Origin of the sequence: Herbivorax alkaliphila (assembly GCF_030848475.1) — a bacterium.
Lineage (GTDB): Bacteria > Bacillota > Clostridia > Acetivibrionales > Acetivibrionaceae > Herbivorax.
Map to the genome: position 1 here is coordinate 57,543 of NZ_JAVDDS010000012.1, position 23,929 is coordinate 81,471.

General features: G+C 31.0%; 20 protein-coding genes, 2 tRNA genes and 1 pseudogene. 17 read left to right on the forward strand and 6 right to left on the reverse strand.

Annotation, left to right across the window (positions count from 1 at the left end):
* Window positions 1-182 precede the first annotated feature (182 nt).
* The 3 genes from sleB (at window position 183) to RBH29_RS06335 (ending at window position 3,597) form a co-directional block, all read left to right on the forward strand.
* Window positions 183-878: a spore cortex-lytic enzyme gene (gene sleB, locus RBH29_RS06325; protein ID WP_306695927.1), complete on the forward strand. Its 696-nt coding sequence runs from the start codon at window positions 183-185 to the stop codon at window positions 876-878.
* Window positions 879-895: 17 nt separating this feature from the next.
* Window positions 896-2,287 (forward strand): germination protein YpeB, encoded by a 1,392-nt coding sequence (ypeB, locus tag RBH29_RS06330; RefSeq protein ID WP_306695928.1) that lies wholly within the window; start codon window positions 896-898, stop codon window positions 2,285-2,287.
* 272 nt (window positions 2,288-2,559) lie between these two features.
* Window positions 2,560-3,597, forward strand: coding sequence for a CPBP family intramembrane glutamic endopeptidase (locus tag RBH29_RS06335; RefSeq protein WP_306695929.1), 1,038 nt, complete (start codon window positions 2,560-2,562; stop codon window positions 3,595-3,597).
* 21 nt (window positions 3,598-3,618) lie between these two features.
* Here RBH29_RS06335 and RBH29_RS06340 read toward each other — a convergent pair whose 3' ends face one another.
* A complete protein-coding gene (locus RBH29_RS06340; protein WP_306695930.1) occupies window positions 3,619-4,659 on the reverse strand; it encodes an ATP-binding protein in 1,041 nt (346 codons plus the stop codon).
* A gap of 15 nt (window positions 4,660-4,674) precedes the next feature.
* Window positions 4,675-5,646, reverse strand: coding sequence for a DnaD domain-containing protein (locus RBH29_RS06345; protein WP_306695931.1), 972 nt, complete (start codon window positions 5,644-5,646; stop codon window positions 4,675-4,677).
* Between the two features lie 413 nt (window positions 5,647-6,059).
* On the opposite strand from RBH29_RS06345, the gene RBH29_RS06350 reads away from it, so the two are divergent.
* The 6 genes from RBH29_RS06350 to RBH29_RS06375 all read left to right on the forward strand — a co-directional run bounded on the left by RBH29_RS06350 (window position 6,060) and on the right by RBH29_RS06375 (window position 11,784).
* Window positions 6,060-6,136 (forward strand) — tRNA-Arg (locus RBH29_RS06350).
* 306 nt (window positions 6,137-6,442) lie between these two features.
* A complete protein-coding gene (locus RBH29_RS06355) occupies window positions 6,443-7,780 on the forward strand; it encodes an ABC transporter substrate-binding protein (RefSeq protein ID WP_306695932.1) in 1,338 nt (445 codons plus the stop codon).
* A 257-nt stretch (window positions 7,781-8,037) separates the two neighbouring features.
* Entirely contained in the window at window positions 8,038-8,916 is an 879-nt protein-coding gene (locus tag RBH29_RS06360) for a carbohydrate ABC transporter permease (protein ID WP_306695933.1), read from the forward strand.
* Window positions 8,917-9,768 carry a carbohydrate ABC transporter permease gene (locus RBH29_RS06365; RefSeq protein ID WP_306695934.1) on the forward strand — a complete coding sequence of 284 codons (852 nt, stop codon included), beginning with the start codon at window positions 8,917-8,919 and terminating at the stop codon, window positions 9,766-9,768.
* Window positions 9,769-10,019: 251 nt separating this feature from the next.
* Window positions 10,020-11,018, forward strand: a complete 999-nt coding sequence (locus RBH29_RS06370; RefSeq protein ID WP_306695935.1) for a sensor histidine kinase — start codon at window positions 10,020-10,022, stop codon at window positions 11,016-11,018.
* A 10-nt stretch (window positions 11,019-11,028) separates the two neighbouring features.
* Window positions 11,029-11,784, forward strand: a complete 756-nt coding sequence (locus tag RBH29_RS06375) for a response regulator transcription factor (protein ID WP_306695936.1) — start codon at window positions 11,029-11,031, stop codon at window positions 11,782-11,784.
* Between the two features lie 310 nt (window positions 11,785-12,094).
* Here the strand turns inward: RBH29_RS06375 and RBH29_RS06380 are convergent, their stop codons facing one another.
* Entirely contained in the window at window positions 12,095-13,162 is a 1,068-nt protein-coding gene (locus RBH29_RS06380) for a DUF5050 domain-containing protein (RefSeq protein WP_306695937.1), read from the reverse strand.
* Window positions 13,163-13,410: 248 nt separating this feature from the next.
* Between RBH29_RS06380 and RBH29_RS06385 the strand changes: the two genes are divergently transcribed.
* The 5 genes from RBH29_RS06385 (at window position 13,411) to RBH29_RS06405 (ending at window position 18,005) form a co-directional block, all read left to right on the forward strand.
* The gene (locus RBH29_RS06385; RefSeq protein ID WP_306695938.1) at window positions 13,411-14,949 is read left to right on the forward strand and encodes an RsiV family protein; all 1,539 of its coding nucleotides are present in this window, start codon (window positions 13,411-13,413) and stop codon (window positions 14,947-14,949) included.
* A gap of 84 nt (window positions 14,950-15,033) precedes the next feature.
* A tRNA-Ser gene (locus tag RBH29_RS06390) sits at window positions 15,034-15,125 on the forward strand.
* 689 nt (window positions 15,126-15,814) lie between these two features.
* The gene (locus RBH29_RS06395; RefSeq protein WP_306695939.1) at window positions 15,815-16,561 is read left to right on the forward strand and encodes a DUF6577 family protein; all 747 of its coding nucleotides are present in this window, start codon (window positions 15,815-15,817) and stop codon (window positions 16,559-16,561) included.
* Window positions 16,562-16,573: 12 nt separating this feature from the next.
* Window positions 16,574-17,689, forward strand: a complete 1,116-nt coding sequence (locus RBH29_RS06400; protein ID WP_306695940.1) for a nucleotidyl transferase AbiEii/AbiGii toxin family protein — start codon at window positions 16,574-16,576, stop codon at window positions 17,687-17,689.
* A 55-nt stretch (window positions 17,690-17,744) separates the two neighbouring features.
* Window positions 17,745-18,005: an ATP-binding protein gene (locus RBH29_RS06405; protein ID WP_306695950.1), complete on the forward strand. Its 261-nt coding sequence runs from the start codon at window positions 17,745-17,747 to the stop codon at window positions 18,003-18,005.
* A gap of 94 nt (window positions 18,006-18,099) precedes the next feature.
* Here RBH29_RS06405 and RBH29_RS06410 read toward each other — a convergent pair whose 3' ends face one another.
* On the reverse strand, window positions 18,100-18,825 hold the full coding sequence (locus RBH29_RS06410) for a M48 family metallopeptidase (protein WP_306695941.1): 726 nt from the start codon (window positions 18,823-18,825) through the stop codon (window positions 18,100-18,102).
* 4 nt (window positions 18,826-18,829) lie between these two features.
* Window positions 18,830-19,819 (reverse strand): type I restriction enzyme endonuclease domain-containing protein, encoded by a 990-nt coding sequence (locus RBH29_RS06415; protein WP_306695951.1) that lies wholly within the window; start codon window positions 19,817-19,819, stop codon window positions 18,830-18,832.
* Between the two features lie 504 nt (window positions 19,820-20,323).
* Between RBH29_RS06415 and RBH29_RS06420 the strand changes: the two genes are divergently transcribed.
* The 3 genes from RBH29_RS06420 (at window position 20,324) to RBH29_RS06430 (ending at window position 22,245) form a co-directional block, all read left to right on the forward strand.
* Complete coding sequence (locus tag RBH29_RS06420; protein WP_306695942.1) at window positions 20,324-21,403, forward strand: ATP-dependent nuclease; 1,080 nt, start codon at window positions 20,324-20,326, stop codon at window positions 21,401-21,403.
* Window positions 21,404-21,499: 96 nt separating this feature from the next.
* Window positions 21,500-21,787, forward strand: a complete 288-nt coding sequence (locus RBH29_RS06425) for a UPF0175 family protein (RefSeq protein ID WP_306695943.1) — start codon at window positions 21,500-21,502, stop codon at window positions 21,785-21,787.
* A complete protein-coding gene (locus tag RBH29_RS06430; RefSeq protein ID WP_306695944.1) occupies window positions 21,781-22,245 on the forward strand; it encodes a DUF3368 domain-containing protein in 465 nt (154 codons plus the stop codon). Before RBH29_RS06425 ends, RBH29_RS06430 begins: the two co-directional genes overlap by 7 nt.
* Before the next feature lie 410 nt (window positions 22,246-22,655).
* Here RBH29_RS06430 and RBH29_RS06435 read toward each other — a convergent pair.
* Window positions 22,656-23,241: pseudogene (locus RBH29_RS06435) on the reverse strand (IS110 family transposase); the annotation flags it as partial.
* Between the last annotated feature and the right edge of the window lie 688 nt (window positions 23,242-23,929).

A 23,929-nucleotide genomic window follows, 5' to 3' on the forward strand; every position in this document is an offset into this window, starting at 1 on the left:
ATTTAAATACTATAGTTATTATTTGGCGAAAAAACCAATGTTATACCATAGGTTTTATTAAAATTACATTTTGGCTGTGAATATTTTTTGCAAAAAAACAAAAAATAACTTTGGAAAAACTCCACCTTATAGAAGGTGAAATCTTAGAATAAAATAAATATAATTTAGAAAGGAGAGATAAATTGAAAAAAATTAAAGCACTGATTATTCTTATTATTATTTTTACCATTGCAATACCATTGTACTTTGGAAGAGATAGTTTCATTACACCTATTGCTGACAGGCTAGAGGTTGGTATGGAAAGTCATAAGGTAGAGCAGGTTCAACAGAGATTAAAGAACTGGGGTTATTTTGAAGGAAAGGTAAATGGAGTTTATGATAAAAAAACAATGTTATCTGTACAGGACTTTCAAAAAACACATAACCTAGAAGAAACTGGAATAGCCGAAGGGGACACATTGACTGCAATGGGACTTACAACCATTGCAAAATGGGGAGAGGCATCTGCTCAAGCAGATGCAGTCAGAAATGAACAACTTATGGCAAGGGCAATTAATGGAGAAGCAAGAGGAGAACCATATGAAGGTCAGGTTGCTGTTGGAGCAGTTATTTTAAACAGAGTAAGGGACGCAAGTTTTCCAAATACAGTAGCAGGGGTTATTTATCAACCACTTGCTTTTACAGCAGTGGCAGATGGACAGATAAATGTTCCGATAGATCCAGACTCAACTGTTATAAAGGCAGCAAGGGATGCACTTAATGGATGGGATCCTACAAATGGATGCTTATATTATTGGAATCCAGCAACTGCAACCAGTGATTGGATTTGGAGTAGAAGCGTTGTAAAGAAAATAGGCAAACATAATTTCGGAAATTAAAAACAGGAGGTGTGAATTTGAGTATTAGAGAAAAGCTAAAAGATTTTAAAAACAGATTGTCAGACAGGAAAATGTACAGCATTACAATTATAGTAATAGCATTAGTAGCAGGGTGGGGGATGTATCAGTACAAACATGCGGCAGATTTACGTCAGGAGTTGGATAATCAATACAATCGAGCCTTTTATGAAATGGTTGGGTATGTAGACAATGTGCAGGTACTATTGATGAAATCTCTTATAACATCTACACCAAGTGGAACTGCAACAACCATGCAGGAAGCTTGGAGACAGGCAAATATGGCTCAGACAAATTTAGGGCAGTTGCCTATTTCCCAGCATATTTTAGCAAATACATCTAAGTTTTTGACTCAAGTTGGAGATTTAGCGTACTCGATAAATCACAAAAATATGCAGGGGGATAACTTAGATGATGAGCAGTATGATTTAATTGAAGAGCTTCATGGATATGCAGTCTCTTTAGATCAAAGCTTAATTGATTTGCAAAATCAAATTTCAGCAGGCAGGATAGAATGGGGAGAGTTGGCTGATAAAGGAACCCCCCTTTTCCAAAAGACTTCAGGAGAACTGCCAAATGAACAATTTGAAAATATAGACAAGACATTTATGGATTATCCTGCTCTTATTTATGACGGGCCTTTTTCTGACCATCTGACAGAAATTGAACCAAAAGGGCTTACTGGAGATAAATTGGATCAAGAAGAGGCAAAAAAAAGAGTTATAAAATTTTTTGGAGAGGATAAAGTTGAAAGCGTTAATGAAATAGGGGCAAATGACAATACAAAAATTAAGACATATAGCTATAATGTTGTATTTAAAAATGCTCCAGATGACCAAACTGCATCTATAGATGTTACTCAAAAGGGCGGACATGTATTGTGGATGCTTCATAATAGACCAACAGGCAATGAGACTATAGATATAGATGAAGCAAAAGCCCTAGGTAGGAAGTTTCTCCAAGATAGAGGATATGAGGGAATGGTAGATACCTATTATTTAAAAGAAGATAGCACGGCTACTATAAATTATGCTTATGAGCAGGAGGGTGTAACTATATATCCAGACCTTATCAAAGTTAAAATAGCATTAGATAATGGTGAAGTTGTAGGGTTTGAAGGTGAAGGATATATTTATGCACATACTGAAAGAGACATACCAGAACCTAAAATATCTTTAGAAGAAGCAAGAGAGATGATTACTGAAAGAATGGATATAGTTAGTTCAGGGCTTGCAATAATACCTACAGATTATAAAACAGAGTTGTTTACCTATGAGTTTAAGGGAAAATTAAATGACAGGGATTTTCTTGTCTATATTAATGCTGAGACAGGCCAAGAAGAGAGAGTTTTAATGATAATTGATACTCCAAATGGAATACTGACTATGTAGGTTAAAAAGTTATAAATTAGTAAGCAACTAATAGTATATATAGTGAATTTTAAAAAAATTTTAATATTTTTCTTAACTAAAATAACATATACCCTACATTCAAGGACTTAAAGATGATATAATATTATCATCTTTAAGTCCTTAAAAACAATTTAATTTTAAAAAAGGGGTGCATATATTAAAGTTTCTGCCATGTTTTAATTTGCTTAAATAACATTCACCCTTAAAAAAGAAGGGGCTTTAAAAATTAAAAAGAATTGTGAGGGATAGATATGGAAAAAAGAGATGTTGCAGGCAATTCTGAAATTAAAGGTTTTAAAAATCCCAGTCTTATGCAGGTAGGTATAATATATTCCCTTTGTGTGTTGCTATACTTTTTTATAGGAAGCATGCTTATGGAAAGAGATTTTAATAAAGGTGCCATAATTAATCAATTTGTATTAATATTTCTTCCACCTGTCTTATTTCTAGTTTTATTTAAGTTTGATTTAAAAAAAGTTTTAAGGTTAAACAAAATAAGGCCTGTAACACTTGTTATAATATTTTTCCTTACAGTATTTTCAATTCCTTTAGTTGCTATAATTAATTTGCTAAATCACTTTTTGGTTAAAGCACTTTTTGGAAGAGCTGAAGTTATGCAACCACCAATATCAACTGATTTTCCAGGGGTTTTAGTAAGTTTTTTTGTTATAGGAATTGTAGCAGGAATTTGTGAAGAAGTGCTTTTTAGAGGAGTTATTCAAAGAGGTTTTGAAAAATATGGAGTTAAAAAAGCAATTATAATTACAGCATTACTTTTTGGACTAATGCATCTTAATTTTCAAAGTCTTTTTGGAACATTTCTTTTAGGCGTACTAATTGGATTTATAGTTTACAGAACAAATTCTCTTTATGGAGGTATATTTGCTCACTTTGCAAACAACTCCATAGCAGTTGCTTTAAGCTTATATGCACTAAGAGCAGAAGAGTTTTTAGGAGATATTGAAGTAGAGGGAGATATATTTTCACAATTTGAAAATCTACCTTCAGAAATGTTTGCAGCTACGGTAATTGGTTTAATAGCAGGATATTCTTTAATTTTTATATTTTTTGGAGTGATTTTTGGGTTTTTAATGTATTTATTTATTAGAAACACATCAAAAACAAAAGTTGATAATTTAGAAAAAAAAGAGCCTGTTAAATTAAAAGCTGTTTTGGCGTTTGTACCTGGACTTTTAGTGATTGCATTTGTATATGTTATACAGGGGCTTTTGATGGGTGAGTTTGTAGAGCCTGAAATCATTCAAAACATATATGAATATATGTTTTAATAGTAAATTTTATAAGTGAGTTTACCTTTTAGAGTTGTCTTCATTAAATTTTTTTAACATGCGTATGTCCCGACCTGCGAATTTAAATAAATCAAAGCCGCCGATTATTCTTGAGACAACTCTTTCGCCATAATAATCGTTAAGTTTATTGATTCCAATATTTGTAGAAATAATGGTTTTACAGGGTCTGATAATATTGTTTTCTTGGCGTATGTTTATGATGTTTAAAAGTTCTGCATATCTTGCAGCTGTCTGAGATTCTGTACCAAGGTCATCTATTATAAGAAGTTCTACATTATAAATATTGTTGTATACTGTATCATCTAAAATCTCTCCTCTTTGAAATTTTAAATTATGCTGGTTTATAATGCTGAAAAGAGAAGGAGAAGATTGGTATAAAACAGTTCTGCCTCTTTCTAAAAGCTCTTTTGCAATGCAATTTATCATAAAGGTTTTCCCAACCCCAGTTGGTCCACTGAAAAAAAGATTTTTTTCCTCTGGACTGCCTATGTTATCAATAAAAGAAAAAGCCCGGGTTTTAATTTTCAGTATGTTTTCCCTAGGTGATATTTTGATTCCAAATTTAGACATATCAACAACATCAGGATAATAATCCTGATTAAAGCAAGAAAAATTTTCTCTGTCTAAAAGTTTTAAGTTTGACTGACTAAATAGATTGTTAATATATTGTTGCTTAAAACAAAAACATTTTTTAGTACCATTTGAAGTAATAGTAAAACCAGTGTCTTTACATTTATCACAGTAAAAATTTCGCTCTAAATAATCAGGGTCATTGAAATGTTTTTCAAGAAGCAGTTTTTTTTCTCTTTTAAGATCAGAAATCTTTTTTAACAACTGATCTAAAGCTTTATCAGAGGATACAGATTTTAAAAGTATCATTTTATTATACTTAATACCATTTATTTGTATTTGCCTGTCTATTTCTTCAATAAGAGGAACTTTAGAATAAACTAAAGCTCTCTTTTTTGAAATTAACTTATATGTTTCTTTTTGTCTGTTTTCATATTCTGATTTAATTATGTTGTATATATTTTTGTTCATATTACCTCCAGAATTTTAAGCATTTTCATAAAGGCTTTCAAGATAGCCTTCATCGTATTGACGTTGATCAAAATTCTCTTTTTGAGGTATAGAAGTTGATGGCTTTGTATTTTTAGGCGATGCTTTTTTTCGATTAGCATCATACACAAGTATTTCTTCTTTGGTCTTTAGGCCATTTTTATACCAATCTGTAATAATACTGTTTATGTAATTAAAGTTTGGGTTGGTTTTTGAAGTAGTTTTTTTAAGTGCAATTTCTATAATTTCAAAAGTATACCTATAATCCATTACCCATTTTTCTAGATACTTTTCTTCGTATTCTGTAAGATTGCGATTTAATTTAAGTTTTTTGACAATTGACTTTCGTACATCTTTGAACTTTTTGTATTCAATAGAATAATTATCTAAGTCAAAAGAATTTTTTATATTTCTGCTTTTCCAATTTTCTGCAACCTTTTCTATGTATGATTTTGCTAGGCCATTATGATCAAAACAATATTGAAAAAGTGCCAGCATAACATCTTCATCAAACTTAAATCTGTCAAACCAGGAGTCTATATCAGTGTACCATGAAGGCGACATAACACCTTGGAAAAATGTATTGTTTATTGTGTAGATAATTTCGTTACGCTTTTTATTTCTCTCAGTGTTTTTAACAGCCTCTTCGGGAGAGGACGTTGTTTTTAAACGGTACAATTTTTTAATTTCTTTTTCTTTTAAATCATAAAGGTGCAGACCGTTTTCTTTCCATACCAAAACCCCCATGTTATCAAGAGATATTAAGGATTTTTTGACGTCTGATACATCCATATTAAGATTTTTAGCAAATTCTTCAGTAGAAGCTTTTTTATTGTGTTTACTTAAAAACAGACAATATAAATATACCTTTATACAATCTGAATTCATTAAAGGCATATATTCAGTAATAAAAATATCCGGAACTAATGTGTCCGAATATAAAATTGACTTATAAGAATCAAACAACATTTAAACTCATCCCTTCTTTATTTTTGGGAAAATATTCTTGTGTAGTGCATAAACATTATATCACATAAATTTGGTATGTTACAGGAATAATAAAACTTATATAATGTATTCTTAGGAAAAAACCTATGAATTAAACCTCTTTTTTTGAGATATCTTAAATAAGCTAAAGAATGACTTAGAAATAACTTTGCATTCTCAAGGAGAAAATTCAAAGGAGTATTTATAGAAGCTAAACTGCGTAACTTTAGTTTTTAAAATATTGTTCTTTACTTTAATGTATAGATGAAGAAAAAAATGTAGTTGATTTTTTTGAGGTTTTATATTACTATAATATATGTTGAGTAATTGTTATTGACATCTTCTCATAGTTAATTGAGGGAGGTGATAACAAAAACAAAAAGAATAAAAAATATGTGCCCATAGCTCAATTGGATAGAGTGCTTGACTACGGATCAAGAGGTTGAGGGTTCGACTCCTTCTGGGCACGCCAACCTAAAGCTTGAAATATGAATTGTTTCAAGCTTTAAATTTTCTAGGAGGTGGTAAAACACATAGAAAATTATAATTTTGGAATAAATATTTTTAATAGAGTAGAAGGAATTTAAAAATCTGTATAGAATATAATATCAGTAGTCCTATAATAAAGGTATTTTTACTAAATATTTAGAGTATTAAATTCCTTTGAATCTACTAAAGTAAAAATATTGCATATTATAGGTAAAAATAATCCGTTGCATATTTGCATGGAAGTGCTTATAATTATGTAGTAAAAAACACAGACAGGGGGAATGCAAAAATGAAGAAAAAATTAGCAATTTTGTTAGCGTGTATGATGATGATAGTACTTATTGTAAGTGGATGTGGTAATGGTGACACAGAGGTTGACCCAGATCCAGGTACAGAAGATCCAGGTACAGAAGACCCAGGTACAGAAGACCCAGGTTCAGATGACCCAGCAGAAGAGATTGAGTTAGAGCTATGGAGTATTGCAACTGAAAGTGATGCATTTAACAATGCGTTTAACATGGCAATTGCAGATTTTGAAGCTGCAAACCCAGGGGTTACAATAACCCATGAGACGTATGAAAATGAGTCATATAAGACAAGTATTGTAACATCGGTACATGGAAATGACCTTCCTGATATATTCTATACTTGGGGTGGAGGATTTTCTGCACCATTCGTAGCATCAGGAAATGTAATGTCTCTTGAAGAGTATTTTACTGATGAGTATAGCTCTCAGATATCAGATGCTGGATTGTCTTATGCAACATATGATGGGGAATTATACGGTATAACGTATACTACTCCTATTTCAGCATTATTTTATAACAAGGTAATATTTGAAGAAAATGGAGTTGAGCCACCAACTACTTTTGATGAACTTATTGAAGTATGTGAAACACTTATAGATAATGGTGTTACTCCAATTGGAATAAGTGCGGCAGACACATGGGTGCTTGCAATGACTCATGACAACTTAGCACTAAAAGCTGCAGGACATGAAAAAGTATTATCAGCGTTAGAACATGGGGATGCTAGTTATAATCATCCTGATTTCATTGAGGCAGCGGAGAAATTTCAACAGCTAGTTGATATGGGAGCATTTATAGATGGTGCATCTGGAATGTCAAATGATGAAGCAAGTGCTGAATTTTATGAGGGAAGAGCTGCAATGTTTGTAACAGGAAGCTGGATGGCAGGTTCTATTCAAACTGATCCAGAGAATCCTGAAGACTTTGATGTTGCTCCATATCCTGTAATAGGAGATAATGCAGCATCAACTGATTTCATGGGTGCTGCAGCTGACACACTTATGGTAAGTGAGTCTACAGAGCATCCAGAACTTGCAGCAGAAGCAGCAATAGAATTGGCAAGAAGTATTTCAAAATATTCATACCTTGATGGTGCAGGGCTTCCTGTATGGGAAGTGGACTATGATGACAGTGAAGTAAATGAGCTTACTAAAAAGCTTGCAGATTATGTAGAAGGTGCAACATCCTTTACGCTGTGGTTTGATATGCTTATGGAACCAGAACAGGCAGGGGACTATTTGGACTTACTAGAGGCTCTGTATTTTGGTAATATTACGCCAGAGGAATTTGCAGAAAGAATGGATCAACAACTTAATTAAATACTGAATTCATAATCATACATTTAAAAGTCTTATATTAAAGTTATTCCAGTGGCTGCTACAGTCAAAGTAGTAGCTTCGCTGGGGTAAATCGGAAAACTATATTTTTTCAAAAGAATCTAAAGAAAATAAGGTCTTTGAGAAAAATGGTGTATAAGAAATCAAAACCTTTCGAGCAAATGCATAAACATTCAGTATTTGTTAAGAAAGGTTTTGATTATTTTTTTAAAGAAGTAAGTTAAATAGGAGGTCAAAATATGGACTCTTTGAGAAAAAATAAATTAGCCATATTTTTATTTATGTTTCCTGCAGCAGCATTGTTTCTTATGATAATCATTATACCAATTTTTATGTCACTGTATTATAGTGTATTAGATTATAATATTGCTGAAAGTACATTTGTAGGTATAGAAAACTATAAGGAATTGTTTACAAATGCCAATATAAGGTTTCCTAAAGCTGTTGGAAATGCAATGTTGCTAGCGGTTTTATCTGTTTTTATTCAATTGCCTATATCCCTTGGATTAGCTCTATTATTGGCAAAGGGAATAAAAGGGGAAAGATTTTTTTTAGGGATGTTTTTTCTACCTGTATTACTATCAACAGTTGTTGTAGGTCAACTCTGGAAAAAGATGTATTTTCCCACATACGGTATACTAAATGTTATGTTAGAATCAGTTGGGCTGGATAATTTAGCCAGAAATTGGCTGGGAGATCCGGGAGTTGTTTTAATTGCAGTTTTTATTCCTTTGCTTTGGCAATATGTAGGATACCACATGCTTTTAATGTATGCAGGTATAAAGACAATAGCCCCAGAGTTAAAAGAAGCTGCAAAAATAGATGGTGCAACTGATGGACAGGTGTCAAGGCTTATTGTTATTCCAATGTTAAAACCAATTATTAGAATCAGCTTAATTTTTGCAGTAACAGGATCTTTAAAAGCATTTGACTTAATATATGTATTGACAGGAGGAGGACCTTTAAGAGCTAGTCAGGTGCCAGCTACTCTGATGGTTGAACAGGCCTTTGACAGATATCGATTTGGACTTGGAAGTTCGATTGCAATTTCTATTATTTTCTTATGTTTCTTATTTGCAATAATTATAAAAGCCAGTATTAGAACGGAGGAGATGTAGATGGAGAAATTCAAAAAAGTTATTAGTAAGTTTAAAATAAAAACAATATTTACATATACTGCACTAAGTATATGGGCACTTATAAATATATTTCCGTTATACTGGCTGTTTACGTTTTCTTTAAAAAGCAATAGTGAAATTTTTGGAGGAAATGTTATAGGACTTCCAAAAGAATGGATGTGGTCAAACTTTCATAGAGCTTTGACAGTTGGTAACGTTAGCAGGTATTTTATAAACAGTGTAATTGTAACGGGAATTACAATAGTGATAACTGTTATTTTTGCAGCAATGGCTACATATGCATTGACAAGGCTTATATGGAAGGGAAGAAAATCAGCTAACAATATTTTCATGTTAGGTTTGACCATTCCAATTCATGCAGCAATTTTACCTATTTTTGTTGTGCTTAGTAATTTAAAAATGCTGAATACTTATCAAGCACTTATTGTTCCTTATGTAGGTTTTGCATTGGCAATGGCTATTTTAATTTTTAGTGGTTTTATGGCGGGAATTCCAAAAGAGTTGGATGAGGCTGCGTGTATAGACGGATGCAGTGTATATGGAATATTCTTTAGAATAATATTACCACTTTTAAAGCCTGCTATTTCTACGGTGGCTATTTTCACTTACTTGCAAGCGTGGAATGAGCTAATGTTTGCAGTTGTATTTATTAGAAGTTCAGATTATAGAACATTAACGGTTGGAATTCAGTCACTTGAAGGTACTTTTTCAACAGAATGGGGACCTATTGGAGCAGCACTACTTATTACTACAATTCCAACGCTGATATTATATGCGTTTATGAGCAAAAAGATTCAAAAGAGTTTGATGGAAGGTGCAATTAAAGGCTAGTTAACTTGTTTAGTTTTAGATAAATATAAGAGATTCAGATGGGGACTCTACTCCATTTGAAAATTATTGATATTAATGCTTCAGGACGAGGTAAGTCTCTTCTTGAAGCTTTTTTGGTTATAATACTAAAACATTTCGCTAAATGATAATATATATATCCCTATTTTCAATAAGTTGAGAAGAAATAATATATTTGTTACAATTTAAATATACAATTTACATAAGAGGAAGGCTATTTAAAAGTAAAAGTTATGAGTTATAAAATAAAAGAGATAGCAAAGTGGTTTAACTGTAAAAAATTAAGAGAAAAATTATTAATTATATTCATACAATTAATAGTAGTACAGGCTATTGTGGTTTTTGCTACATATTTGATGTTGCAAAAAAATTCAGATCAAATGATGATATATATCTTAGCAAGTACAATTATATATATCATTTTTTCATGTATAACGGGTACATTTATATATATGCATATAGTAAAACCCATTGAAAAACTTATTCAGTATATTGATATACCAAAATCAAAAAAAAACAGTGAACCTAATAAAGAGATGAAAAATAAGATAGAAAAACATATAATGGATACTACAAAATTAATTGAAGTTGATAAAATAATTAATGAACTGCTATATAGAGAAAGAGAAATTAAAAGAGCTGAAATGGAAGTTCTTCAAGAAAGAATAAATCCTCACTTTCTATACAATGCATTAGGCACTATAGCAAATCTTGCCCTTGAAAATTCTGATGAAAAAACCTATGACGCTATTGAAGCTCTTGGGAATTTTTACAGAAAATTTTTAAGTGGAGGTAATAAAGAAGTTTCTTTAAAAGAGGAAATTGAAATGGTAAAGAATTATTTAAAAATTCAAAAGTTAAGATATGAAGATGTTTTTGAGGATAAATATGAAATTGATGAAAACTTACTGAATATTGTCGTTCCTAAACTATTTTTGCAACCTTTAGTTGAAAATAGTTTGTACCATGGTGTAAGATTAAAAGAAGGGAGGGGAACTATAAAAATATCTGTGTATCAAAAAGAAGAAAAAATTCACATAGTTGTTTTTGATACAGGTGTAGGAATGAGTGAGAAGCATCTAAAACAAATAATGGACAAAGGAGGTAAAAATGGTTTTGGGCTTAAATCTACAATAGAGAGAATACAATATTATTATAGTACTTCAGATGTATACGAAATTACAACTAAAGAAGGGTTTTATTTTAAAATAGATATTAAGATTCCAATGTAGGGGGATTTATATGTATAAAGTAATGATTATTGATGATGAAAAGTCACTTCGGAATCTATTAAAAAATATTATACAGATAGAAAAACTTGATTTAGAAGTGGCAGGAGAGGCGGCAGGCAGCATTGAAGCTATTAACACCATAGACGAAATAAAGCCGGATATAGCTTTTGTAGATATAAAAATGCCGTTTATGGATGGAATTGAATTTTCAAAAATAGCAATTAAAAGGTATCCAAACTTAAAAATAATTATTTTATCAGCTTTTAATGATTTTGAATATGCAAGAAAGTGTGTTGGAACTGGTGTCTGCGAGTACCTGCTAAAACCTGTAAATCGCAAAGAGATAAGAAAAATTTTATTAAAAGTAATAGATGATATAAACTCAAAAGAAGCATCAAAAGAAAAGCTTTTGACAGAAGATGATTATCAGATGGTTCATAAAAATGATACGGTGTGCAAAATAAAGTCATACATAGAAAAAAACTATGTACAGGCAGATTTAAATGTTGCATCTATTGCTCAGACATTTGGATTTAATGCAAGTTATTTAAGTAGACTGTTTAAGATGGAAACTAATATTAATCTTATTGATTATATTAGTGAGTGCAGAATGAAAAAGGCAATTGAATATGCAAAGAAGGGGACGCTTATGTACATTACTGCAAAAGAGGTGGGGATTCCAGACCCTAATTATTTCGGAAAGTGCTTTAAAAAACATACCAATCAGAATTATTCTGAATTTAAAAAGTATAAAGATGCAAAGTAAATTGATGTAGCTTTATATAAAGATAGGAATTTTAGATAGCGTCTTAAAATAAGCTTAATTATTAGAATTAGCACTGTTTTATAAAGTTAACAAAAATTAAAGATATAAGTGAAATTGTTTAGCTAAAGCTAAACATCGAGACTTTAGGTGGAGACTCAACTCTATCTGAAGATTTGTAAGAGAAAATTCATCTTATAGAAGGTGGAATCTTAGAAGAAGATTAAGAATAAGAAAGAGGATAAAACATTGTTTTATCCTCTTTCTTATGTTAAATTACAAGAAGGACTTTCCATTTATTATTTTCTAGCAATTAAAAGCCTTCTGACCTATATAGTGTTTCAACAAAAGTTGTGCTATTATTGTCCACATCTATTTTATATAAATCAAGTTTTGATTCTAGGGAATCACCGATTCTTTTTTTTTCAGTTAAAGTATAAAAGATAGATTCGCCGTCGTATGCAAAGCCATTTAAAATCATCCTTGAAGGAGGATCAATTGAAGTGTCAGGAGCATGTTCTCCAATCATATTTAACACATCATTAGCTTTGCTTATTGAAAATATTTTAATGGTTCTTGGATCTTCAATACTTTGAGCTCCAAAATACATTGTGTCACTTATAGAATATCTTGCCGATCGTACAACTGTATTAGGATAATCATTACTTAATAGTGAATCAAGCTGAGATTGAGTATAAGGATATCTCATTTTGAACTTAGAATGATAATTATCATTAGGGAACACTGTTATATCACTACCGTCTAAAGATGCAGCAACGTACTCGGATTTAAGAGTTCCTGAAGGCTCACCAGGGAAATAAACCACTGGCTCATAAAGTACAACGTCATTTACTACAAGCATTGAACGAATTCTTTGACAGTTATAGTTATCAATTTCTTTTTTATCGCTTCCGTCAAAAGATGTTCTTATTACCTGATGACCCTTGTTGCGATCAGTTTCATTGTCATCTTTAATATCAGCTCGGCTATAATACAACTCTTCCTGGTAAACATTTAAATTGGATATCTTTCCAGTGTCTAGTTCAAGCCTATTAGAGCCATCTTTATCAATTCTATACAAACCATGTTCGTCAGAATAAAAGATATATTGATCTGATACCCCTAGTGCATCAGCATTAAATGCATTTTGAATATCATCTTCAACCACAAAAGACTGATTCAGTTTCTGGACTAAGTTAGATGATGTATCTACTTCTCCAGGCTCATCAGCTGATTCGTTTGAAGTTAATCTTAAAGCTAAAACTATAACAAGAGCAATAATAGCTATAGATACTACAGTTAAAACAATTTTTTTTGGTTGTTTATTATTGGGACTTCCATTTGGTTTTTCGTTTCCAAATAATGGCACTTCGTTACTCATTATTAGACCTCCTGATAAAATTCTTTTGTTTTTTTAAAAAATGCACGTTATCATTTATTAGGCAACAATAAATCTGATACTAAACCATTATAACACAAAAACAATCAATATTGTACAACTTTTATTTAACAATTTTAAATTATTGTACTTTATAGTATAAATTTAATGTTTAAGTTTTTATAAGAATATGTTATCATATTAAATATCGTATTTTAAAAAGAAATTATTATAAAGTGGAGGGGAATTTGGTGAAAAGGATATTTGTTATTACATTAGTATTAGTATTAGGCATCGTTTTAATAGGGTGTTCTGATTCAGAAGAACCGGAAGAGGTACCAGAAGAAGGGAAAGAAGATATAATAAAGGATGTAGAGTTGACGGATCAATATAGTATAAAGGAAGAAGTTGAGGTAATTTCTTCTGGAGGAGCTGAATCATCATTGACTTATCCTCTTGTAGAGGGTTTAATTGAAAAGGATGTTGAGAATAAGGTTAATGACAGAATAATTGACAGAATGGGAAGGTTTAAAGAATCAATTGAAAACATGGAAGAAATATCAGGTGAAGCGGATGATTATTTGGTAGTAACATATGATGCAAAGCACAAATCAAAAGAAATGTTAAGTATAAGATTTGGTGTTAATGCGTATATGGCGGCTTTTGGAGAAGAGGATTCTACAATTATCAGCAAAACATTTGATTTAAGAACAGGTAATGTTTTAGGAATAGAAGATATTTTAGAAGGGAACTTTGAAAGTGAACTAAACTCAATACTAAGTCAAAAGTTTTCAGAGTTAGATGTAGAATTAATAAATGAATTTAAAGGGATAGAAGAGGGGCAAGAATTTTACTTAAAAGATGATAACTTAGTTATTTACTATAACACACTTGAGTATACTACTCAAGAAGATGGATCTTTAGAATTTGAAATTCCCTTTAGTGAAATAGATGGAATTTTAAAAGCTCCTCTGGTGCTTGAACGGATTAACAGCCCGGAATTAGATAATTATAACATAGCAATTAATGAAGATACAAAGCCTTTCGAGGCTTTGTTTTTTATTGGGGAAAATATTAAAAAGGCATCTTTAGAAGATGCGACAACAATGATTTTAAGTTTTGAAGAAATACAGGATAAATATATTGGAATATATGAAGAAATGTTAATTGATAATGAAATACAACAAAAGCTTTTTGATGCATTTGGAAACAAATTTAATAGAGAAAAGGTTGAGAAAATAAATGATGTTAACTTGGTTTCATTGTTGACAGAAATAATAGATGGCGGTTATATGATTATAAACTTAGAGGGATTATTTACTGTAGTTAAAGACTATAGCGTTTTAGAAGAATACAGTGAATATTTAACTGATGATATAAAAGACTATATTGCTCTTAAAGTAGATGAATCTGAAAGTTTTAAAGGCTTGAAGACTGGGCAAAATTTGTCGTGGGAGCAAGTAAAAGATAGAATAATAAGCTATGAAAAGTATATAGAAACACATCCAGATTCTTTAAAAGAATATGTGATTAGTAATGAGCATATGTATTTTTGGCATTCATACATTTTTGGTTTTGACGGGATGCCAGCTTTTAATTATTCTACAAATAAAATTAATGATGAATTGATTCAGAGCTACAGGGAATTTGTTGTTGAAAATGAAAAATCAGAAACAGCAAAGATAATTGAAGATTATTTAGAAGTTTTAGAAAAAAATAATTACAGGTTAAGTGAAGAAATTGATGAGTACAGAAGGAGTTTTGCAAGTATAAATGAAAATTATTTTTAATAAATTCATTTTTAAGATTTATTTAGCATTGACAAAAGGCATACATTTTTCTATAATGTAATAGTTGTTGTAAATAAAATATGTGGAGAGATGGCTGAGCTGGCTGAAGGCGCACGACTGGAACTCGTGTGTACGTTAATAGCGTACCGAGGGTTCGAATCCCTCTCTCTCCGCCAAAGGTAAGGGTTTTACTTGTTGGAAGTAAAACCCTTACTGATTTTAAGGGCAAAATTTCTAACATTTTTCTAACATTAATAAAAATTTAGAGTTTTTTAAGACTTTTTATCATCTTTTTCTTCAGTTGATTTAAAAATTATATCGTCTAATTTTGAAGCGACATCATTTTGCATCTCTTTTATTACATGTGAGTATAAATCTAGGGTTATGCCAATGCTAGAATGTCCTAATCGCTCAGAAGCTATTTTGGCAGGGATATTGTTTTTATAATTTTTTTAATGGCAAAATATTGTTGGTAATGGGCAATTTTTTTCTCATTCTTATCAAACAGTGTAAAATATCTTATTAGCTTAATAATTCTTTCTGTTTATCTTTCAGAATGTAGAAGAGATACTATTTTTTTAGCTTTCTTTATCGGAGAGATAATAAAAGATCTTCCCAACGCATTTTATTTTTGTGCGTAAGAGTGGGGGAGATAGAAGAAATATTTAGTTTAAAAAGCCAACCAAGCGGAAATAAAAACAAAAATTCCTCTTGGTTGGTTATTAGGATTTTAAATTATAATAAAATCAAAATAATCATTGAATTACATAGTGTATGGGTGATACAATATAACAAGTAAAAGTCAACCAAGCGGAAAAAAAATAAAAATTCCGCTTGGTTAGATAATAATGATGGAGTGATAAATTTGAGAAAAGATAAATTAAGAATAAATGATATTAGAACACAGTTTAAAGAACAAGATTTTATTACTTATCATGAACTTTTAAAGTTTTACAGAAGGGAAGAACCTGATTTAAAAATAGGAACTTTCAAATGGAGAGTGTATAAATTAAAAGAGAAAAAGGTTATGAATTCATTTAAAACAGGAATATATAGGTTGGAAAAAAGAAAAGAATTCATGCCGAATATAAACCTTACACTTAAAAGGGTATATAACCATGTAAACAAACATTTTCCATATATAGATATTTGCATATGGGAAACATCTTGGTTGCATAATCTTATAAATCATCAACCATTTAATTCTTTGACGATTTTAGAAGTAGATAAAGATATAATTGAAGCTGTATTCCAATCATTAAAGGAAAAAAGAAGTGACGTATTTCTTGATCCTAAAGGGAAAGATGTAGATAATTACATTTCAAATGAAAATGCAGTTATAGTTAGGCCAATAATTAAAGAGTCTCCTGTTAGAACATCCGAAAAAATTAGAATTTCAAAAATAGAAAAAATTCTAGTAGATATTTTTTCTGACAAGGAACTTTTTAGAGCATATCAAGGTCAAGAACTAATAAATATATTTGAAAGGATATATGAAGAATATAGTGTTAATATAACAACTCTATATAGATATGCGAAAAACCGAGGTATAAGAGAAAAAATAATTAATTTTATTATTTTAAACACACAAATTGACAAAAAATATATATAGGAGTTGATAAAATTGATTGCAAAAAAAAATTTTACAAAAGAATGGATACAAGATAGAGCTAGAACAATTAAAAAGGGTAAAAAACAAGCCTGTCCAGAATTAATTGAAAAAGTTATCAATGCCTTATACTTGCTTGAAAACCTTGTAAATTCAAAGTTGAAGTTTATTTTTAAAGGTGGAACTTCGCTTCTTTTGTTGCTCAATAAAACTCATCGATTTTCAATTGATATAGATATTATTATTGAAAAACAAATGAACTCAAACGAACTGAAAATTCTATTTAATAAAATCATAAAGAATAGTATGATATTCTATAAATACGAGGAAATAAAAAGGAATAATTTCAAAAACATACCGAAAGCTCATTATAAATTTTATTATAAGTCAGCATTAGATGGAACAGAGAAATATGTTTTATTGGACATACTTTTTCAAGAAAATCCATATATAGAGTTAGTGGAAAAAAATATAGATTGTACATTTCTAGAAGTGGAAGAAGAATCAAATGCGGTTATTATGCCTTCTATAGATTGTATATTAGGAGATAAGTTAACGGCTTTTGCTCCCAATACCACAGGAATACTATATGAAAATAATAAAGAGTTGGAGATAATTAAACAATTATTTGATATAAGTAATTTGTTTGATGAGATAAACAATTTAAAAGTTGTAAGGGAGACCTTTATTAATGTGTCAAAACGTGAAATTGAGTATCGTAAGTTAAAGGATATGACATTTGATAATGTCTTAGACGATATAATAGCGACTTCAATAGTTATTGCTTTTAGAGGTAGTATTCAAAAAGAAAAGTATAAGCAACTAGAAGAGGGAATAAAAAGAATAAAAAGTTACATATTTAGTAGGAACTATATTGTAGAAGATGCTGTTTTAAGTGCAGGAAAATCTGCTTATGTATCACTATTATTAAAAAATCCTAATTTGAATTTAGAATATTATGACCCAAAAATTGATATTAATAAATTAAGTATTTCCAATCAGCAATTTCATAGAAGCTTTAAATCTATAAAGAAATTTAGTCCAGAAGGGTTTTATTATTGGTATAAAGCTTTAGAGTTATATGAAAGAATAATGAGTCAAGAAGTAGCTACTACTATGGAAATAAAGTAAGTATATCCTTTTTATTGTCACCACACATAGAAACTACAGCATAAGTGGTTCAAAAATAAGGATATTTATGTTTGAAGACCAGATAGAGTTTCATAGTCCTGGCAGACTTCCTAATACTGTAACAATAGATAAGATGAAAATGGGTGTTTCTTACGCACGGAATCCTTTTTTGGCAAAACACATGGAAAATCTTAGATATATTGATCAGTTGGGAAGAGGTATACCTATGATATTAAAAACAATGAAAGAAGCTGGGGCGAAAGAACCACTGCTTAAAGAGTCTGGCGAGGAGTTTGTTTTGACAATATACAAATAAATGAGCAAAATATCACAGAGATATTATTTGGCTAAGGTGTGGGAAAAGGGTACGATTCTTCCCTAAAAGAACCGTACCTGAGTTTCTTTAGTCCTTATAATTCTCTTACCACTTCTTCATCAAGGATCTCTTTCCTCTGCTTCCAGTCGGGCATAAGTGATGTTATAAAGTCATAAAACTTTGCATCATGATTTCTATATTTAAAATGAATCAGTTCATGTAGCACAACATACTCAATACAAAACTTTGGAGCTTTTATCAATTCAAAATTTAATAAAATAGTATTCTTACCCTTTAAGCATGAGCCCCACCTTGCCTTCATAGTTCTAATTTGGATCTCTGGTTTTTTTACACCGTATTTTTCAATAACAGGATAAACCCTATTCAAACTATCATTAAAGTTAGTTTCGGCTTTTCTCCTGAACCAGTTATTCAGCAATTTTTCTTTTCGCTTATAATCCTTCTTATCATTTACATAAATATAGATAAATCCCTGATAGTATTTGACGATTTCTTCATCTTCAGTTTCCTCCACTTTCAGCCGATACTGCTTTCCTAGATATTTAAAAGTCTCTCCACTTACATAATCCTTTCCAGTTACATATTCAGGCTGAACATTCTTGAAATAACTAACATTTTTCAATATCCAAGGTGCTTTACCTTCAACAAACCTTTGTATATAATCTAGAGGTACTTCTTTTTTTGCAGATATGGCTATTGTCATATCAGGCTTTATATTCAAGTTAATATTTTTTACATTTTTTCTGTGTAATTCAAATTCAATTGTTTTTCCGCCATAATTGATCTTATGTTTTTCCATATATCTAATATCTCCTAAGTGCTATCGTTTTAATGTTTTCAATTATCTTGTCAATTTGACTGAAAGACAGGTTGGAGAAATGCTTCTTTTTTGCAAGGTAAAGTAGATCATTAATGTCGCTTGATATCATATTATGAACATCAGAGTTGTCATGCCAGTCCACTTTCCAATGTTTTTCAATTATGAGATTTATATCTGTAGCAATGTCTGCCAGAATGTTTTCATAGTTATATATATTCTGTGTTTCTATTACGGCATCATTTCCAGATGAATATAAGCTCTCATCTTCCAATATTTCTTTTACAACTCCATATAAAGCTTGGGCATTAACATTGTGCTTTATTTTTTCTGGATAAACTGTTCCAGAGTAACCTTTTCTGAAATTCTGCATAACTTCACGCATTCTTTTTAAATAATCAGCATCAGAAATTCTTTTTTCTTTGTATTCATTAATGATTTCTTCAATACGTTCAGAAAACTTTTTATAGTAAGCTGGATTCTCATCCCATTTTTGGTTTATGCTTTTAGTTATCCTAGTACGAATAGCATCAGCCTTTGCTCTGGGGGTTCCCAATCTCATAAGTTCGTCTTCAAGTTCTTCTTCATTCAGCACATCAACAGGAGCAGTAATTTGAATTACATCTTCAGCAGCTATATATGTATCCATAAGGTTTCTCATTTTGCTTTCGTATTCCTTATGGTCAATAGTATCAGAATATCTTAATTTTACTGATGCTCTTAATTCCTGATAAAACTTAAGATCTTTTTTATATAGAGATATATCCTTTTCTCCAAGAGCATTATATACATGCTCTGACTCCAAAGCTATACCAAAATACTTTCCAAATTGACTGAGATGGTTATAAAAATTATTTCGTATCTCTTCATCTGCAAGAACAAGTTCGTGCTCTTCCTTATCCTCTTTATTTTTTACACCTTTGAAAATAGCAACTACATTTGAATAAGCCTCACGAAGTTTGCCTACTACACTTATAACATCTACAAGTTTCTAAAGAATGCGATGTATATTGAGATGATGATGAAGAGGAAAATCTTATTGTATCTTATGAGTGTGATAATTTATGCAACGTTATTGCGGATGCATTTCAAGATGGTTTTGAATGGCTCGATATTCTAGAAAATAATTAAATTAAACTTGAAAAAATCTTTAATCTTGATGTTGAAACGCAGGATATTGATATTATTGCTTCTCTTCTGCTGTACTTAGTTGTAAGTATAACTTATGAAGATAAATTTATAGATGCGTTGAATAATGGGTACTTGATTTGATTGATAAAAAGGCTGGAATACTGGAATTAAAAGAATGGTGACTCCAGGAATTGGGACAGACAAAAGGAAGGTTCAGATACATGAATTTCATTGAATTTGAAGAAGCTCTTTATATTAAAATAATTGTCGTAAGTTAAAAATTATTAAGGGTGCTGTAAATTTAATAAAGGTCATTAAGAAATAATAACCAAGATGTGAGGTGATATGTATGTTTGATAATTTAGAAAAATTAATAAGTGATGTTACTACAATGTATGATAAAGGGATAATAAAAAATAGATTAAAACAGCTAAAAATACATCACTTTCGTAAATTTGCCAATGATTCCGAACTGAATTTTACATGTCCACTTACTGTAATAGTTGGGAAAAACGGCAGTGGAAAAACTACTGTGATGAAAGCAATCAAATTACTTTCTGGTAAACAACTGCCACAAAACGAGTTTTTTGAAACAGTAATTGATGATGGGGGATTTGAAAATACAGATATTTCATATTTACTGGATGGTACAGTCTTGCAATACAAAAGATTACGTCAAAATAAATGGGGAAAAGAAGGAAAGCTCCCACCGCAAATTGGTATAGAATATATACAGACTAAAACTATGATAGGAGCAGTTGATAAAAGCTTTTTGTATGATAATGTTGAAAAAAAGATCAATCGAATACAAAAAGTTGAATATATAATAAAACAATCTCGAAAATTAAATCAAAATCCGAAAAGCACCAGCGAGAGAAAGCAAAGACGTTCTTTCAGTGATAGTTCCATTCAATCTGTAAATGATATATTACAGGGAAAAATTAAATCAATTGAGATAGTAAGGCATAAGTATTTCAGCGGGACATGGGGTACCAGTGTTATTTTTAATGATGGCTGTCAGTATTCTGAATATAATGCTGGTAGTGGAGAATTTGTTGTTGCTAATATGGTTGATAAAATAGAGAGAATGTCTTCGACAAGCATACTTTTGTTAGACGAACCGGAGGTTTCATTGCACCCAGGTGCACAGAAACGTTTAATTTGCTATATTCTCGAAATGATAAAACGCAAAAAAATACAAGTAATTATAACCACACACTCAACAAATATCATTGATAGATTACCTAAATCAGCAATAAAGTGTTTCAGAAAAATGGAAAATGGCACAATTGCAATTGGGGAAGAAACTTTCTTTAAAAATGCTTTTTTAGAGTTAGAGGCTGATTTTGTAGATAAAAAGTATATAATCGTTGAAGATGGTATGGCAAAAAATATTATTGATAGAATATTGACATTCTCCTCTCCCTAAAAGATATATTGATTATGAAAAGATGATAGGGAAATGTGATATAATAGTATTAAGACAAATAGATTTTGAATGATGTAATGAAGGAGTGTTGCTAAAATGAATACAATAAAAATAGAATTAGAGGTGCCTGAAGCTTTAGCAGGATATGTAGATATAAAAAACCCAGAGTATCAAAGAAAAGTGAAAGAATTAATGCTGTATGAGTTAATAAAAGAAGGAAAGATATCATTTGGTAAGGCTGCTGAAATTTTAGAAATAGATAAAATGTCTCTTATAACTAGCTTAGGAAGTCTAGGGATTTCTTATTTTGAAAATGATATAGAAGAAGTTGTTGAAGATGCGAACAATGCTAGAAAAGTAATGGGGGAAAATAATAGATGTTGATTGTATCAGATACAACGCCCATTATATCATTCATTAAAATTGGTGAGTTAGATTTACTTGAGGATATGTATGGCGAAATTATTTTGCCAGAAGCTGTCTTTAAAGAGCTTACAAATAATCCATCTATGAGTAGAGAAGCCAAAATTGTAAAGGAAAGTAGTTTTTTAAAAGTAAAAAAGATAGAGAATGAGTTCGCAGTGAAATTACTTCAAAAACAACTCAACTTGGGAGCTGGTGAAAGTGAAGCTATTGTGTTGGCTGATATACTAAAGGCTGATTTGCTTATTATTGATGAGAGAAAAGCCAGAGGTATTGCTAAAAATATGGAAATTAATATATCAGGAACACTTGGTATATTAGTAGAAGCCAAGAGACAAAAAAAGGTAGGAAAACTTAAGTCTTTACTAGACTGTTTGTTAAGTAATAATATTAGAATAAGTAAAAAGCTATATAAATGATGTGTTAGTATTAGTAAATGAAAAAGATTAATGTAGAGTAATTAGATGAATTACAGTGATAACATTTTGATAACATTACTACAAATAATACTATAATAAAAGGTTGTACACCATGATACTAAATAACATATAAAACATCTATAAATGTGGATGAGAGAGCACTATATGGTACAACATGATACTGTATGAAATGACTAGATTTCAACTGGAACTCGTGTGTACGTTAATAGCGTACCGAGGGTTGGAAGCCCTCTCTCTCCGCCACAGATAAGGGTTTCACTTATTAGAAGTGAAACCCTTATTGAGTTTAGAAACAACCTGACGGTTCTTTTGTTTCGCCATATTTTTCATGATCTGATGGATAAAAAAATTTGGGTGTTAAGAAATTCCGAGAATATCTAGACAAATTTAGCGTTTAGTATGTGTTTAGAAGTAGGGTACTTCTCCAAAATTGCTAAAGCTGTTTGAGAACAGGCGTCCTTAAATACCATCGGTGAAGTTCAGCATAATCTGATCTATAACCCCTATAAGGCGGTTTTTGTAAGCTGTAAGCTCATCACATAGATTGAAATACTGACGACACAAGCTGCGAAGACATTCAAGTTCTTCGTTTGGGATATTGGTAGATTTCAGTTCTTGAAAACGATATAGGAGTGCAATCCTACGGGCATCGACTTTATCATTTTTTACTTTTCTTATCCCCAAATTTTTGATAGAATCAGTTTGTAAAGGTTTGATGACACAAACATCAAATCCAGCTTTACAAAGGGAATGGAAAAGGATTTTGTGGTAGTGCCCAATGGATTTCATGACAACGACAGGCCTAGCTGCAAAGTCTTTTTCCGCTTTAAGTAGTACATTAACGGCCTTGTCTATATTTGATGAGACATCATGGAAAATCTTTAATCGGGATACAACAACATTATCAGGAGAAAGCACTGCCATCTCACTAAAACGCTTTCCTACATCAATTCCGGCTATTGGTAAATGTTTTATAAGCGATCTCCTAAAAAATAAATTTGGACAACTGAAGTCATCCATTCTTCTCCTGTAAGTAGGCAACCTAGCATGTGACACAAGGAACCAGCCTGAAAGCTGACCTCAACCAGCCAAATCGTATAAACTTACTGGAATGGATTGATAGTCTTAAACACAGGTACTCTTCTTCCAAAGAAAGAAGTCCTAGGAGGAGTTACAGCAACCCTCCGCGTCCAGAAACTTGTCAAGGTTCAGACCAACTATTTGCTGGTAAAAAGGCTAAGGTGAGAAGCCAGTGGTTTGCTTAATATTTAGAAATGAAATCAATGTTATGTAATTTATTAAGAATTGGTAACTACAGTAGATAAGTATCTGCTGTTTGCTTACAACTATATTGTACTAGGTGGAGGTTCTCTTATAAATCTTCAGATGAAGTTGAGTCTCTACCTGAAGCCTCGATGTTTAGCTTTGGCTAAACGAGTTCACTAACCCAACTTTCAGCTAAAATAGTTTCAACTCAGCTTATAGCTTGAAAGTGTTTTTTAAGATTTTTTAGCATTCTTTTTCTGTATATTTTTATAAAATTTTGGTTCTTGACGACAAAAACAATGCATAAAAAGGCATTGGAATGTTGGCTGTTTTTTCATAAGTTTTTAGGGTAAGTAAGATATATAAATATTTATACCTACTAAAGTTTTTATACGAG

What these genes read in the sequence shown, in the direction of transcription:
- RBH29_RS06335 (WP_306695929.1), top strand. Translation starts at nt 2,560, where the DNA reads ATGGAAAAAAGAGATGTTGCAGGCAATTCTGAAATTAAAGGTTTTAAA.
- RBH29_RS06345 (WP_306695931.1), bottom strand. Translation starts at nt 5,646, where the DNA reads ATGTTGTTTGATTCTTATAAGTCAATTTTATATTCGGACACATTAGTT.
- RBH29_RS06410 (WP_306695941.1), bottom strand. Translation starts at nt 18,825, where the DNA reads ATGGAAAAACATAAGATCAATTATGGCGGAAAAACAATTGAATTTGAA.
- RBH29_RS06370 (WP_306695935.1), top strand. Translation starts at nt 10,020, where the DNA reads ATGAGTTATAAAATAAAAGAGATAGCAAAGTGGTTTAACTGTAAAAAA.
- RBH29_RS06420 (WP_306695942.1), top strand. Translation starts at nt 20,324, where the DNA reads ATGTTTGATAATTTAGAAAAATTAATAAGTGATGTTACTACAATGTAT.
- RBH29_RS06375 (WP_306695936.1), top strand. Translation starts at nt 11,029, where the DNA reads ATGTATAAAGTAATGATTATTGATGATGAAAAGTCACTTCGGAATCTA.
- RBH29_RS06425 (WP_306695943.1), top strand. Translation starts at nt 21,500, where the DNA reads ATGAATACAATAAAAATAGAATTAGAGGTGCCTGAAGCTTTAGCAGGA.
- RBH29_RS06355 (WP_306695932.1), top strand. Translation starts at nt 6,443, where the DNA reads ATGAAGAAAAAATTAGCAATTTTGTTAGCGTGTATGATGATGATAGTA.
- RBH29_RS06360 (WP_306695933.1), top strand. Translation starts at nt 8,038, where the DNA reads ATGGACTCTTTGAGAAAAAATAAATTAGCCATATTTTTATTTATGTTT.
- RBH29_RS06340 (WP_306695930.1), bottom strand. Translation starts at nt 4,659, where the DNA reads ATGAACAAAAATATATACAACATAATTAAATCAGAATATGAAAACAGA.
- RBH29_RS06430 (WP_306695944.1), top strand. Translation starts at nt 21,781, where the DNA reads ATGTTGATTGTATCAGATACAACGCCCATTATATCATTCATTAAAATT.
- RBH29_RS06380 (WP_306695937.1), bottom strand. Translation starts at nt 13,162, where the DNA reads ATGAGTAACGAAGTGCCATTATTTGGAAACGAAAAACCAAATGGAAGT.
- RBH29_RS06365 (WP_306695934.1), top strand. Translation starts at nt 8,917, where the DNA reads ATGGAGAAATTCAAAAAAGTTATTAGTAAGTTTAAAATAAAAACAATA.